General features: G+C 51.9%; 9 protein-coding genes. All 9 read left to right on the top strand.

Annotated elements, in window-relative coordinates; genetic code table 11:
- The first annotated feature begins 20 nt into the window (after nucleotides 1-20).
- The 9 genes from galE (at nucleotide 21) to T320_RS10770 (ending at nucleotide 13649) form a co-directional block, all read left to right on the top strand.
- Nucleotides 21-1010: a UDP-glucose 4-epimerase GalE gene (galE, locus tag T320_RS10810; protein WP_026761079.1), complete on the top strand. Its 990-nt coding sequence runs from the start codon at nucleotides 21-23 to the stop codon at nucleotides 1008-1010.
- Between the two features lie 102 nt (nucleotides 1011-1112).
- A complete protein-coding gene (gene galT / locus T320_RS10805; protein ID WP_037355675.1) occupies nucleotides 1113-2618 on the top strand; it encodes a UDP-glucose--hexose-1-phosphate uridylyltransferase in 1506 nt (501 codons plus the stop codon).
- A 21-nt stretch (nucleotides 2619-2639) separates the two neighbouring features.
- Nucleotides 2640-3671 (top strand): LacI family DNA-binding transcriptional regulator, encoded by a 1032-nt coding sequence (locus tag T320_RS10800; RefSeq protein ID WP_037355673.1) that lies wholly within the window; start codon nucleotides 2640-2642, stop codon nucleotides 3669-3671.
- 154 nt (nucleotides 3672-3825) lie between these two features.
- Nucleotides 3826-5127: a L,D-transpeptidase family protein gene (locus T320_RS10795; protein WP_037355671.1), complete on the top strand. Its 1302-nt coding sequence runs from the start codon at nucleotides 3826-3828 to the stop codon at nucleotides 5125-5127.
- A 30-nt stretch (nucleotides 5128-5157) separates the two neighbouring features.
- A complete protein-coding gene (polA, locus tag T320_RS10790; protein ID WP_037355669.1) occupies nucleotides 5158-7764 on the top strand; it encodes a DNA polymerase I in 2607 nt (868 codons plus the stop codon).
- Nucleotide 7765: 1 nt separating this feature from the next.
- The gene (mutM, locus tag T320_RS10785) at nucleotides 7766-8596 is read left to right on the top strand and encodes a bifunctional DNA-formamidopyrimidine glycosylase/DNA-(apurinic or apyrimidinic site) lyase (RefSeq protein ID WP_037355667.1); all 831 of its coding nucleotides are present in this window, start codon (nucleotides 7766-7768) and stop codon (nucleotides 8594-8596) included.
- Nucleotides 8596-9204, top strand: a complete 609-nt coding sequence (coaE, locus tag T320_RS10780; protein WP_037355665.1) for a dephospho-CoA kinase — start codon at nucleotides 8596-8598, stop codon at nucleotides 9202-9204. The genes mutM and coaE overlap by 1 nt, the downstream gene beginning before the upstream one ends.
- The gene (locus T320_RS10775; RefSeq protein WP_081824819.1) at nucleotides 9188-9799 is read left to right on the top strand and encodes a lytic transglycosylase domain-containing protein; all 612 of its coding nucleotides are present in this window, start codon (nucleotides 9188-9190) and stop codon (nucleotides 9797-9799) included. Before coaE ends, T320_RS10775 begins: the two co-directional genes overlap by 17 nt.
- A gap of 16 nt (nucleotides 9800-9815) precedes the next feature.
- On the top strand, nucleotides 9816-13649 hold the full coding sequence (locus T320_RS10770; RefSeq protein WP_037355663.1) for a PolC-type DNA polymerase III: 3834 nt from the start codon (nucleotides 9816-9818) through the stop codon (nucleotides 13647-13649).
- The last annotated feature ends 219 nt before the right edge of the window (nucleotides 13650-13868 follow it).

Genomic DNA, 13868 nt, shown 5'->3' with positions numbered 1-13868 from the left:
TGATAAAGGAGCGCATTGACATGTCAATTCTTGTTTGCGGCGGTGCCGGTTACATCGGCTCCCATGCCGTACATCAGTTAGTGGAAAAGGGCGAAGATGTGGTTATCGTGGATAACCTGCAGACTGGTCATCGCGATGCCCTGAATCCGAAGGCAAAATTCTACGAGGGCGATATCCGTGAAGCAGCGGTTCTCGACAAGATTTTTACCGAGAATCAAATCGAAGCGGTCATTCACTTCGCAGCCAACTCGCTGGTCGGCGAGAGCATGGAAAAGCCGCTGAAGTATTTCAATAATAACGTTTATGGTATGCAGGTGCTGCTCGAAGCCATGGTGCGCCATCATGTGGATAAGATTGTGTTCTCCTCGACAGCTGCTGTCTACGGCGAACCCAAGAAAATCCCCATCATGGAGGATGATGAGACTTGCCCGACCAATACCTATGGCGAGAGCAAGCTCACCATGGAAAAGATGATGAAGTGGGTCAGCCGGGCCGACGGCATCCGCTATGTGTCCCTGCGCTACTTCAATGCCGCAGGTGCTTTGGACGATGGTTCCATCGGTGAGGACCATCATCCGGAAACGCATCTGATTCCGCTCATCCTGCAGGTTCCACTGGGCAAGCGTGACCATATCACCATCTTTGGTGATGATTATGCAACGCCGGATGGCACCTGCCTGCGCGACTACATCCATGTAATCGACCTCGCCGATGCCCATGTACTGGCACTCGAGTATCTGCGCAAGGGCGGCGACAGCAATATCTTTAACCTGGGCAATGGTCAGGGCTTCTCCGTAAAGGAAATGATTGAAGCCGCTAAAGAAGCCACGGGCAAGGACATCAAGGTGGAAATGGGTGCCCGCCGCGCTGGTGACCCGGCACAGCTTATTGCGTCCAGTGAGAAGGCCAGAAAGATTCTAGGCTGGAATCCCCGCTACACCGATGTGAAGCAGGTTATTGGCACAGCCTGGAACTGGCATCAGAAACATCCCAATGGTTACGAAAAATAAGCGACCTCATCCGTCAGCCTAGCGGCTGCCACCGCCCGGGGAGTCCACTGGACTCCCGCGACTATGTCGCCTCCATCGGAGAGGGCTGAAAGGAAGATATAAGTGAACATCAACACAGAAATCAACCGCCTGCTGAATTTCGCTAAGCAGCGCGGACTTATCAGCGAAGACGATTACTACTACAGTGCCAATTTGCTCATTGATGTTTTACAGGTGAGTGAATTTGAGCCCGAAGAGATAAATGAAACCTTAGAAACAGCTGCCCCCATTTTAGAGCAGATACTTGATTATGCGGTGCAGGAAAAACTTATCGAAGGCACGACCAGTGAACGGGATTTGTTCGATACCCGCATCATGAACTGTGTCATGCCCCGCCCCTCGGAAGTGGTGCGCAGATTCCAAAGCGACTATGCTCGCGCACCCAAGGCGGCCACGGACAATTTCTACAAGATGAGCATTGCCTCCAACTACATCCGCAAGGACAGAATCGACAAAAACATCGTTTGGCAGACGGCTACAGAATATGGTGATTTGGATGTCACCATCAATCTGTCGAAGCCGGAAAAGGACCCGCGCGATATCGCCAAGGCAAAACTCGTTAAGTCCAGTTCTTATCCGAAATGCCTTCTTTGTCGGGAAAACGAAGGCTTTGCTGGTCATGCAGGACATCCGGCACGGCAGACCCACCGCTTAATCCCCTTGCGGCTGGCCTCCCATCGCTGGTTTATGCAATATTCCCCTTATACCTATTACAATGAGCATTGCATTGTCCTGAACCGAAAACACATTCCCATGAAGGTAAACCGCAAGAGTTTCGAGAACCTCTTGGATTTCGTGACGATTTTCCCCCATTATTTCTTGGGCTCTAATGCGGATTTACCCATAGTGGGCGGTTCTATTCTTTCCCATGACCATTATCAGGGCGGACGCTATGACTTTGCCATGGCCAAGGCCCCCGTAGAAAAGACGTACAGTGCAGCAGGCTATCCCAATGTGAAAATCGGCCGGGTCAAATGGCCCATGTCCACCATCCGCCTAACGGGGGATGACCGGGAAGAACTGGCTGACCTTGCGGAAAAGATTCTGGACAAGTGGCGTAAATATAGTGATGAGAGCGTAGGGATTCTGGCCGAAAGTGACGGTCAGCCCCACAACACCATCACGCCGATTGCCCGCCGCCGGGGCGCAGCCTATGAGCTGGATTTGGTTCTGCGCAATAACCGCACGAGTGCAGAGCATCCGCTGGGCATTTTCCATCCCCATGCCGAAGTGCATCATATCAAGAAGGAAAATATCGGCCTGATTGAAGTCATGGGACTGGCTGTACTGCCGGCCCGCTTGAAGCAGGAAATGCATCTTTTGGGGGAGGAACTCGTGCGCGGGACGGAAGATATCTCCGCTAACGAAGAACTGGCCAAACACAGTGACTGGTATAAGATGCTGCGGGAAAAATACCCGCATGTGCAAGAAAACCAGGTCCATGGCATCTTGAAAGAGGAAATCGGCAAGGTCTTTGCAACCGTGCTCACACATGCCGGTGTCTATAAGCGCGATGCTGAAGGCATGGCGGCCTTTGATAAGTTTATGCAGACTGTTTCTGAGGACTAATGCCGAAGAAAGCAGGTTTTTATGGAAGAAAAGAAACAAGCTACCATCGTGGATGTGGCCAAAGCGGCAGGTGTTTCTGTTGCGACCGTATCCCGTGTAGTCAACGGGAATTACCCGGTGAAAGTAGAAACCAAGGAAAAGGTTAAGGCGGCCATCAGCAGCCTTAATTATGTGCCCAATGTACAGGCCCGGGAACTCAATACCCGCAAGTCTTCGACCATTGGTGTCGTGGTGCCGGGCCTGCATAATATGTTCTTTGCGGAAGTTATTGACGGTATCGAGGATGCCGTTCGGCAGGATGGATTTTCCTTTCTGCTGAACTGCGCGCAGAACGACCCCGTGCAGGAAATGCAGGCCATCAATACATTGGTGGCCCGCAATGTGTCGGGGATTATCGTCATCAGCCCCAATACCAAGAACATCAGCGAAACCTTTTATGAGGAACTTGTACAGCGGGTGCCGCTGGTGTTTATCAATGGGTATCATCGTATACGGGGCGTGTCTTATGTGGGCAATGATGAGCAGATGGGCTCGCAGACGGCGCTCGAATATCTGGCAGGCCTCGGGCACAAGCGAATTTTGTTTGTGCGCGGGTGCAATTCCGATTCCTACGATATCAAAGAAGATACTTACCGGGAGTTTATGACGAAGCGGGAAGTTTTCAGCGAGGACTACATTTTGAATATCGGTGAAGGTAATGGTGTAGAAACCGTGGATGCCACCACAGAGGCGCTGAAACGCAAATTGCCACAGCTGCAGCCCACGGCGATATTCTGTTGTAACGATTTGATGGCGGTAGGTGCCATGAATGCTTGTAAGCGTTTGGGACTGGCCGTGCCGGATGAAATTTCCATCATGGGCTATGATAATATTTCATTGTCCCGTTTGGTGGAACCTAAAATCACCACCATGGACCAGAATATGTTCCAGCTCGGCAAGAGTGCAGCCCAGCTGCTGATTGAAACGATTCGCGGGGGCAAGAGCAAGCGCATCATGCTGGACAATGTATTGGTAAGCCGGGATACCACTGGCGTATGTAAGGATAACCTCTGATTGCGTAGAGGTTATCCTTATACTATTTCGGTGGGAAAATCCCCTGCTTGTGTATTGAAAATTGCCTGCTTAAATGATAGGATATAGAAGTGACATGTCAAATTGACAAGTCAGATTGACATGTCAAATTTTGGAGAGAAAAGAGATTTTAGGTATGCTCAAGAATATTTGTGCCGGCCTGGTGACGGCCGCATTGTTAACTGGCGGGGCAGCTTCCTATGCAGGGGCTGCACCCATGCATGTGCCAACTCTGGCGGATATGTCTGTGCAGGTGAAGGAACCGACTGTACGGGAACAGGAACTGGCCAAGGAAACGGGCAAGACAGTTATGTCTGCGCCCGTGGCTCCGGCAGCTGAACCGGAAAAGGCGCAGAAGACAGAAACGCCGGCAGCAGAAAAGCAGGAAGCGAAGGAAGCTCCCGCAACGGAGAAGAAATCTTTGGAAAAGAAGATTTCCATTAATCTAGCGGCACGCTCCCTGGCCCTCTTTGCAGGCACGGAAAAAATCCGTCTGTATCCCATTGGTCCTGGCAAAACCAGTTCACCGACACCCGTGGGCTATTATAAGATTCGTTCCAAGGATGTAAACCCTTCCTGGACGGACCCGAGCACTGGGGAAACGATTCCTTCCGGCCCGCAGTGCCCGCTGGGCTATCGCTGGATGGAGATTCAGGGCAACTATGGCATCCATGGTACCAACCGTCCGGATTCCATCGGTCATTATGTTTCCAATGGCTGTATCCGCATGCATGAAGAGGATGTGGAAGCCCTCTTTGATTTGGTGGAAATCGGCACGCCGGTGGAAATCACCTACAATCGCGTGGTGGTAGAAAAGCTGGCGGATAACACGGTGGCTTACTATATCTATCCCGACGGTTATGGCTGGCAGAAGCTGACGGTGGAAGATGTGAACAAATGGCTGGCCGGTTATGGCGTGGCAAATTTTGTCAGCAACGAGGAAATCGAAAAGAAAATCAATGAATCGGATGGCGAACCCACTTATGTAGCCAAGGTTTATCCGCTCTATGTCAATGGCGTGAAACTGAAGAACAAGGCCATTGAGCAGGGCGGCACCATGTATCTGCCTGCCATTGATTTGGCAGATGCTGCGCATGTGGACCTGGGCTGGAATGCCAAGACGAGGAAACTTGTCAGCACCATTGGCGTAGCTGACGGCGTGGACAAGAAGGATGTGCTTTACTGCAAGCTGGCTGATGCCAAGGCTTTGTTCAGACTCGATGGAACTTTGGAGAAGAACAGCTTCGTCATGAAGACCATCCCTGAGGAGAAAAAATCCAAGTTGGAAGCCCGTGAGGAAAAGGTGGATGCCACCAAGAAGTTAGAGCATAAGAATGAAGCTAAGAGTGAGGCCGCCGAGGTGGCTAAGATAGCCGGTCAGGGCAAGGCTGACAAAGCTGATAAAACGGGCAAACAGGAAAAAACGAAACAGAAGTAATTTAGACGAACAAAATAGGGAGGAATTCGCTTGAGCCAGCGTTTTGTAATTTTGGATGGCAGCAGTTTGATGTATCGTGCTTTTTATGCACTGCCGCCTCTGACGGATTCCCAAGGTCGGCCGACTAATGCCATTTTTGGTTTCTCCAACATGCTCACGAAGCTGTTGGGAGAGCTGCAGCCGGATAAACTGGTCATTGCCTTCGACAAGGGCAGAACCACTTTCCGCACGGAACGGTATGCCGAATACAAGGGAACCCGTGACAAAACACCGGAAGAGCTCCTCGCCCAGATTCCGCTGCTGCATGAATTTGCAGCAGCTTTTGGTATCTCATTTATCGAAAAGGAACGCTATGAGGCTGATGATATCATTGGCACCTTGGCGGTAAAGGCGGCAGGAGCAGGTCATGAGGTTATGGTGGTCACGGGGGACCGTGATGCCCTGCAGCTCGTGCGGCCGAATCTGAAGGTGTTACTGACGAAGAAAGGCATCTCCGAGTTAAAAGAATATGATGAGGCAGCCTTTCAGGAAGAATATGGCTTCGAGCCCATTAAACTCATCGACTTGAAGGGGCTTATGGGCGATACTTCCGACAACATCCCCGGTGTGCCCGGGGTAGGTCCCAAGACGGCCAGCAAACTTTTGCTGGAGTATGGCTCGTTGGAAGAAGTTCTGAACAATATCGAAAATATTTCTGGCAAGAAGCTCAAGGAGCGCTTGACGGAAAATAAGGAGCAGGCCATTCTCTCCAAGGAACTGGCCACCATTGAGCTCAACGTGCCGGAGATGGAACTCGATTGGGAAAGCTACGATATTACCCCCGACCATGAACACATGAAGTCCTTCTGTGATGGCTATGAACTCAAGGCCGTCTGGAAGAACTTCGTGAAGATTTACGGCGAAGGAGAAGCCGAGCTCGTATTGGATTTTTCAGCTCCTGTGGCTGATGTCGATTTGTCTTATGCGGTTTGGGATAAGGAGACTGCGGCAACGGAACTGGCAGCGGCAGAGTCTGTGGCCGTCTGCGGCCTGTTCAGTGGCAAGGCGCCTTTTGTAAAGCTCACTGGGGCAGCCGTCTGCCTTCTGCCTGCAAAAAAGCTGGGCTATATTGCAGAGGCAGAAGGCCTGGCTGTACTGCAGGAGGTTATGGCGGAAAAGCCTGCTGTCGTAAAGGGCTTAAAGGCCTATTATCAGGCAGGTGTGAAGCCTGCGGACAGCTTCTTTGATATTGAACTGGCAGCTTATCTTTTAAGCCCCGAAGCCAATAAGTATGAACTGGAACGATTAGTGCAGGAATATCTGCCCACGCTGCGCAAGCCAGAGAATCTGTCCGGTGCTGAGGCAGAGGTCATTTGGGAGGCGTATGCCCTGGCCAGCCTGCAGCGGGTACTGGCTGCAAAGCTCAAAGAATTGCAGATGGATAAGCTCTATGAAGAGATTGAACTTCCCTTGGTGGAAGTATTGGCGGCCATGGAGCAGAACGGCATTTATATCAATCGGGAAGAACTCGTGAAGAAGGGCGAGGAACTAGAGGCCCGCCTCCAGTCCCTGCAGCAGGATATCTATGTGCTCGCTGGCACGGAGTTTAATATCAACTCGCCGAAACAGCTCGGCGAAGTGCTTTTTGAACGGCTCGAACTTCCGCCGGTGAAAAAGACCAAGACGGGGTATTCTACCAACGCCGAGGTTTTGGAATCTCTGCGGGACAAGCATCCCGTGGTGGAACAGGTGCTCCATTACCGCACGTTGAGCAAGCTGAAATCTACTTACATTGATGGTTTGCAGGAGTTGATTGGGGCAGAAGGGCGCATCTACACGAGCTTTAATCAGACGGTTACGGCAACGGGCCGCCTTTCCAGCTCGGACCCCAATCTGCAGAACATTCCGGTGCGCACCGAAGAAGGCAAGACCATCCGCGCACTTTTTGAGCCGGGCGCAGGCTATGACTGCCTGCTGTCGGCGGATTATTCCCAGATTGAACTGCGCATCTTAGCGCATGTGTCGCAGGACGAGCTCTTTATGGATGCCTTTAGGCAGAATCAGGATATCCATGCCCGCACGGCGTCAGAAGTCTTTGGCACACCCTTGGAACAGGTGACCGGGGAGCAGCGCCGCCATGCCAAGGCGGTAAACTTCGGCATCGTCTATGGCATCAGCGACTTCGGTCTGGCCAAGGATTTGCACATCGCCCGCAAGGATGCCAAGAGTTATATCGACAATTATTTTGCCCGCTATACCGGGGTAAAGAAATTCATTGACGACACGGTGGAAGGCGCGCATAAGGACGGTTTTGTCAAGACCATCTTCAATCGCCGCCGGGACCTGCCGGCCATCAACAGCCGCAATTTCATGCAGCGTTCGCTGGCAGAGCGCATGGCCATGAATACGCCGATTCAGGGGGCGGCTGCCGATATCATCAAGCTGGCCATGATTGCGGTATATCATAAACTGCAGGCGGCGGGTGTCAAGAGCCGTGTGCTGGTTCAGGTACACGATGAACTGGTGCTCGAAGTGGTAAACAGCGAGCGTGCGCAGGTGGAGGCCATCCTCAAGGAAACCATGGAAAACGTCGTGAAACTTTCCGTGCCACTGCTCATTGATATGCACGCAGGGAAGAACTGGGCGGAGGCGAAGTAAGATGCCGGAAATGCCGGAAGTAGAAATCATCCGCCGCTATCTCGACAAGATGGCGGCGGGGAAAAAAATCATGGATTTGGATATTCGCCTGCCCCGCATGATTAAGTGGCCGGATACCGAGGGCTTTCGGGCGCTCGTCACGGGCCGTACCATCAAAGCCATGAACCGCCGGGGCAAGTATCTCTTGCTGGAACTCGATAACGGCAATGAAGTGGTGTTCCATCTGCGCATGACGGGACGGCTTGTTTATGAACCCACAGGAAAGACAAGCGACAGCCATGCGCGGGTAATCTTCCATTTGCAGGGTGGTGCGAGCCTTGTCTATGGGGACACCCGCACGCTCGGAACTATTCATGGCATCCGCCCCGAGGAGCGGGCCATGCTCAAAGGGCTGGCGGAAATGGGGCCGGAACCCCTGTCGGCAGAATTTACGCCGGCTTATCTTTACGAGACGGCGAGCCGGCGCAAGGTGGCCATTAAGTCCTTCCTGCTTAATCAGAAATATATCGGCGGCATTGGCAATATCTATGCCGATGAGGCGTTGTTTTTGGCAGGGATTCATCCGCTGCGTCCGGCCCAGTCGTTGAGCCGGGAAGAGTGCGGGCGCCTTTGGGAAAGTGTCAACAAGGTTATTGCAGCAGGTATTGAAGACGGCGGCACGACCTTCCGTGATTACCAGAATGGTGAGGGTGGTCAGGGGAGCCATCAGGAACATCTCTATGTCTACGGCCGCAAGGGTGAGCCCTGCCGCAGCTGTGGCCGTCCCATTGAACGCATTACCGTAGGGGGACGGGGAACACATTTCTGTCCCAAATGTCAGGAGGCTGAGTGATGGCACGGGTTATCGGTCTTACCGGAGGCATTGCCAGCGGCAAGAGCACCATGGCAAGATTTTTCCGGGATAAGGGTGCGGCGGTGTTGAGCGCCGATACCATTGCCTTTGCCTTGGCAAAGCCCAGACAGATTCTCTACCGTCTCTATGTGGCGCATTTTGGCGAGGGGATTTTGCAGGCGGATGGCACTTTGGACCGCCGGGCCATTGGCCGTCTGGTGTTCGGGAATGAGTCGGAGCGCCAGTGGCTCGACGAAACGACCCATCCCATTTTGGAGCGGGCTATGCGCCGGCAGATTGCGGTGAAGCAGGCAAAAAATTTTCCCGTAATAATCCTGGATGTGCCATTGCTCTTTGAAGCCGGATGGGATAAAATGACAGAGGAGAATTGTTTGGTGTTTGTGGATGAGGCCGTGCAGCTCACGCGTCTGATGCGGCGTAATGGCTACACGGAGGCCGAGGCCCGGGCGCGCATTGCCGCCCAGATGCCTCTTTCGGAAAAGAAAAAGCGGGCAGACACCTTTATTGATAATAATGGCAGCCTGGAGGAGAGTTTCCTGCAGGCAGAAAAACTTTGGAAGGAGTGGACCCATGCAGGGATTTCGTGACAGGGTCCAGCAGAATCGGCGTATTCAGCGACGCATGGCAACCTGCTTTTGCGTTGCTTTATTTATTTTAATCGTAAGTCTCAGTGCGTTTTTTGTACTGCAATTTGAGCCGGTACAGCGGAAGTATTTTTATGTCTATCCCTATCATGATACGGTGATGAAATATGCGGAAATCTACCATGTGGACAGCAACCTCACCGCCGCTGTCATCAAGAGCGAGAGCAAGTTCAAGCATACGGCTCTGTCCCATCGCGGGGCTGTGGGGCTTATGCAGCTGATGCCGGACACGGCCGAGTGGATTGCCGGGCAGATAGGGGACAAGAGTTACAATGTGGAGAGCCTCCACGAGCCGGACCGGAATATCCGCTATGGCACCTGGTATCTGGCCGAGCTCCAGCGGGAGTTCAAGGGCAATGATGTGCTGGCGCTGGCGGCCTATAATGCTGGCCGTGGCAATGTGAAGGCTTGGATGGATGAGAATAATTGGAGTTATTCCTTCCATGATATAGACGCGATCCCCTATAAGGAAACGCGGGATTACGTAAGACAGGTTATTGGGGACCGCAAGAAGTATCGGGAATTATACCCGGAGTAAGTAAGAAAGGCTGTTTATGCAGAAGTATCGCATTGTTCCGCAACAAGAGAATATGTTTTGGCAGCTGGTGCAGGGGATGACCTTGGATGATGAGGAGAAGACCCTGCTGAAAAATGCTGTTATCCGCCATGTGGAAGTCAGCGTGAAGGCCGGCATTTGGGAGATTGCTCTGACCAGTCAGACCCTCATTCCGGACAGCCTCTTGCAGCGGGCGGCGGAGCAGATTAAGGGCAAGTGTAACCTGCAGAAGGTTATCTTCTATCAGGATATCATTGATATTGAAGATGGTATCAGCAAGGTTTGGCCCCAGCTGGTTACGACAGTGGCCGAGGATAATCCTACGGTGTTCCAGCTCTTGAAGCGTTCCAAGTATGTGGTAGACGGCAGCAAACTGTTGATTAAGGTTCCCGGGGAACTCGGCGGCGAAATCATGCGGGCCCATGCGGTGACACAGCTTATGGGCCGGGCCATCAAGGATATGCTGGGCTATCGCTGTCCCGTAACATGTGAAGCCAGTGATGAGGTCCTGCAGAATCTTTCTGTGGATGACAGTTTCAATACACCAGAATATCAGGCGGCGCTTCATAAGGAGCGCGTGGCGGAAAAGCAGACGAGTTCCCATGCCGATGCTGTCCCGGCACCTGCAGCAGTCCCCAAAAAAGAGGCCAAGCCCAAGGCTGCCCCCAAGAAGCGGGAAGACTTTTCCCAGCCGGTGGTGGTGCAGGGCGCGGGCAATACCATCTTTGGCCGCAGCATCATGGGCGAGCGCCAGCTGATTGCCGATTTGGATGGGGAAACCAAGAGCGTTATTCTGGAAGGCTTTATCGGCGAAGGTGTCGGTTCCGGTCTCAAGACCATCGAATTCAAAACCGGCACCAAGATGCTGGCATTCTGTCTGTCGGATGAATCGGACGGCATTGCCTGCAAGAAGTTCTTTAAGCCCGGCAAGGGCCGCAATGGGCAGGAAGAGGATTTCGATGAAATCATGGGCAAGCTCAAAGAGGGCATGGCTGTCCGCATCCGTGGTTCCGTGCGCTTTGATACCTACATGAATGAGTATGTGGTCTTTGTGGATTCTTTAGCCAAGAAGGAAACGAAGAAGCGCGAGGATAATGCCGAGGTCAAGCGCGTGGAGCTTCATGCCCATACGACCATGAGTGCAATGGATGCTGTAGTGTCCGTAAAAGACCTCATCAAGACTGCTGACAGTTGGGGCTGGCCGGCTATTGCCATCACCGACCACGGTGTGGTGCAGGCCTATCCGGATGCGGCTAAGGCTGCCGAAAAACTCAATATCAAGGTCATTTACGGCATGGAAGGTTACCTCACCGGTGACGATTTCGAGCAGAAGCGGGCCAACCATATCATCTTTTTGGCAAAAAATCCCAACGGTCTGCGCAATCTCTATCAGTTGGTATCCTTGTCCCATGTCAAATATTTCCACCGTCAGCCCCGCCTGCCAAAAAAAATCATTGAGGAGTACCGGGACGGCATCATCATTGGTTCTGCCTGCGAAGCCGGGGAACTGATTCGAGCTATTGTGGAAGGGCAGAGCGAGGAGCAGCTTATCGAGATTGCCTCCTTCTATGATTATCTGGAAATCCAGCCAATCCATAACAATGACTTTTTGAAGCGCAGCGATAAATTCCCACATATCACCACGGACCAGGATTTGATTGACATCAACCTGAAGGTGGCAGAACTGGCTAAAAAACTTGGGAAAATGCTGGTGGCTACCTGCGACGTACATTTCCTCAATCCTGAGGACAGCATCTACCGTGCCATTTTGATGAAGGGCAAGGGCTTTGATGATGCGGACATGCAGCCGCCTCTTTATCTGCGCACCACCGAGGAAATGCTGGCTGAATTTGAATATCTGGGCGAAGAAGCGGCCTATGAAGCCGTGGTGACAAATCCCCGGAAAATCAACGATATGATTGAGAAATTCAAGCCCATTCCGGACGATTTGTATTCGCCGATGATTCCCGGTGCGGACGAGGAAATTGAATCCATGTCCTACAACCGCGCAAAATCCATGTACGGCGAAAATTTGCCGGAAATCGTGGAAGCGCGTCTGCAGCAGGAACTCAAGCCGATTATCGGCCACGGTTTCTCGGTGCTTTATCTTATCGCCCAGCGCCTCGTAAAAAAATCAAATGACGATGGCTATCTGGTAGGTTCCCGAGGTTCCGTAGGTTCGTCCTTTATCGCTACTATGACAGGTATTACCGAGGTTAATCCTTTGCCGCCGCATTGGCGCTGCCCGCATTGCCAGTACAGTAAGTTCATCACCGACGGTTCCTACGGCTGTGGCTATGACCTGCCGGATATGGAATGCCCGGTCTGCGGCACTCCGCTTATCAAAGACGGCCACGATATTCCGTTCGCCGTATTCCTGGGCTTTGATGGCGATAAGGTTCCCGATATCGATTTGAACTTCTCTGGTACTTACCAGCCAGTGGCGCATAAGTACACGGAAATCCTCTTTGGCAAGGACAACGTATACCGTGCCGGTTCCATTCAGACAGTAGCGGATAAGACGGCCTTTGGCTATGTGAAAAAATACTTCGAGGAAAAGGGGATAAAGAAACATATCTCCTATATCGACAGGCTGGCGCATGGCTGTATGGGCGTCAAGTCCACAACCGGCCAGCATCCTGCCGGCATCATGGTTGTGCCCCGCGATATGGACGTGCATTTCTTTACGCCTATTCAGCATCCGGCCAACGATATGAACTGTGGAACGATTACCACCCATTTCGATTACCATTCCATCAGCAGCCGTCTGGTTAAGCTCGATATTCTGGGCCACGATGACCCGACGGTAATCAAGATGCTGGAGGACTTGACCTGCCGTGACCCGAAAACCATCCCCTTTGATGATGTGGCCACAATGTCCTTGTTTAACTGCACAGACGCCTTGGGGCTCACGCCAGAGGAACTTGGGGCAACTTCGGGAACTTTCGGTATTCCGGAATTCCGTACACCCTTTACCCGTCAGATGATTGACGACACCAATCCGGACGTGTTCTCGGACCTGGTGCGTATTTCCGGTTTCTCCCATGGTACGGATGTGTGGCTGGGCAATGCGCAGGACCTTATCCGCAGCGGCCAGTGCACCATTAAGAACGCCATCTCGGCCCGTGACGATATCATGATGTATCTGATTCATCACGGCATTGACCCCTTGCTGTCCTTTAAGACCATGGAAAAAGTGCGTAAGGGCAAAGGCATTGCCCCCGATGTTGTCAAAAAATTACAGGACGGCGATATTCCCCAGTGGTATATCGACTCCTGTCAAAAGATAAAATACCTGTTCCCGCGTGCGCATGCAACGGCTTACGTTATGATGGCTTATCGCATCGCGTTCTGTAAGGTGCATTATCCGCTGGCTTACTATGCGGCATATTTTTCCATCCGCGCCGATGAATTTGACGCTAACGTCATTGCCAAAGGGCAGGAATATGTGGGGCAGCAGATTCATGAACTTGAAGAGATTTCCAAGGAAAAGAAACTGGATGCCAAGCAGAATGCAACTTTGATTGTATTGCAGCTGGCTTGGGAAATGTATCTGCGGGGCTTTGACTGCGAGAATGTGGATATCTATACCTCTGACGCAGAAAAATTCATCATCCACGAAAAATCTCTGCTGCCGCCATTGGCAAGCTTGGGAGGCATGGGAACCAAAGCGTCCCAAAGCATTGTGGAAGCCCGCAAGGATGGTATCTTTACCAGTATCGAAGACCTGCGCCGCCGCACAGGCATTTCCAAAACCAATATCGAAATCCTGCGCGACCATGGCTGTCTGGATGGAATGGGCGAATCCGACCAGATTTCGTTGTTTGGCTAGTTCATGTAATAGAGTACAATTCAATGTTTATAAACCCGGTAAAACTTATTGTGAGAAAAGTTTTACCGGGTTTTGTATTATAGCGCAAAGCTGTATACTTTGCTATGGTCAGTATATGTTATTATGGGAAATTTTTACCCATAAGATTTGCTAGACTAATACTACAGAAGATAAAGGGATAAATCCTGCGCTCCCGAAATCAATGGGCTGGTGAAGCGA

The organism is Selenomonas sp. FC4001 (assembly GCF_000701565.1).
Taxonomy (GTDB): domain Bacteria; phylum Bacillota; class Negativicutes; order Selenomonadales; family Selenomonadaceae; genus Selenomonas_A; species Selenomonas_A ruminantium_B.
The sequence above is the reverse complement of the archived record's forward strand: the minus strand, read 5'-3'. Positions and strand labels throughout refer to the sequence as shown.

Coding starts and splice junctions, on each gene's coding strand:
- T320_RS10800 (WP_037355673.1), top strand. CDS start 2,640: ATGGAAGAAAAGAAACAAGCTACCATCGTGGATGTGGCCAAAGCGGCA.
- coaE (WP_037355665.1), top strand. CDS start 8,596: ATGGCACGGGTTATCGGTCTTACCGGAGGCATTGCCAGCGGCAAGAGC.
- T320_RS10770 (WP_037355663.1), top strand. CDS start 9,816: ATGCAGAAGTATCGCATTGTTCCGCAACAAGAGAATATGTTTTGGCAG.
- mutM (WP_037355667.1), top strand. CDS start 7,766: ATGCCGGAAATGCCGGAAGTAGAAATCATCCGCCGCTATCTCGACAAG.
- galE (WP_026761079.1), top strand. CDS start 21: ATGTCAATTCTTGTTTGCGGCGGTGCCGGTTACATCGGCTCCCATGCC.
- T320_RS10775 (WP_081824819.1), top strand. CDS start 9,188: ATGCAGGGATTTCGTGACAGGGTCCAGCAGAATCGGCGTATTCAGCGA.
- T320_RS10795 (WP_037355671.1), top strand. CDS start 3,826: ATGCTCAAGAATATTTGTGCCGGCCTGGTGACGGCCGCATTGTTAACT.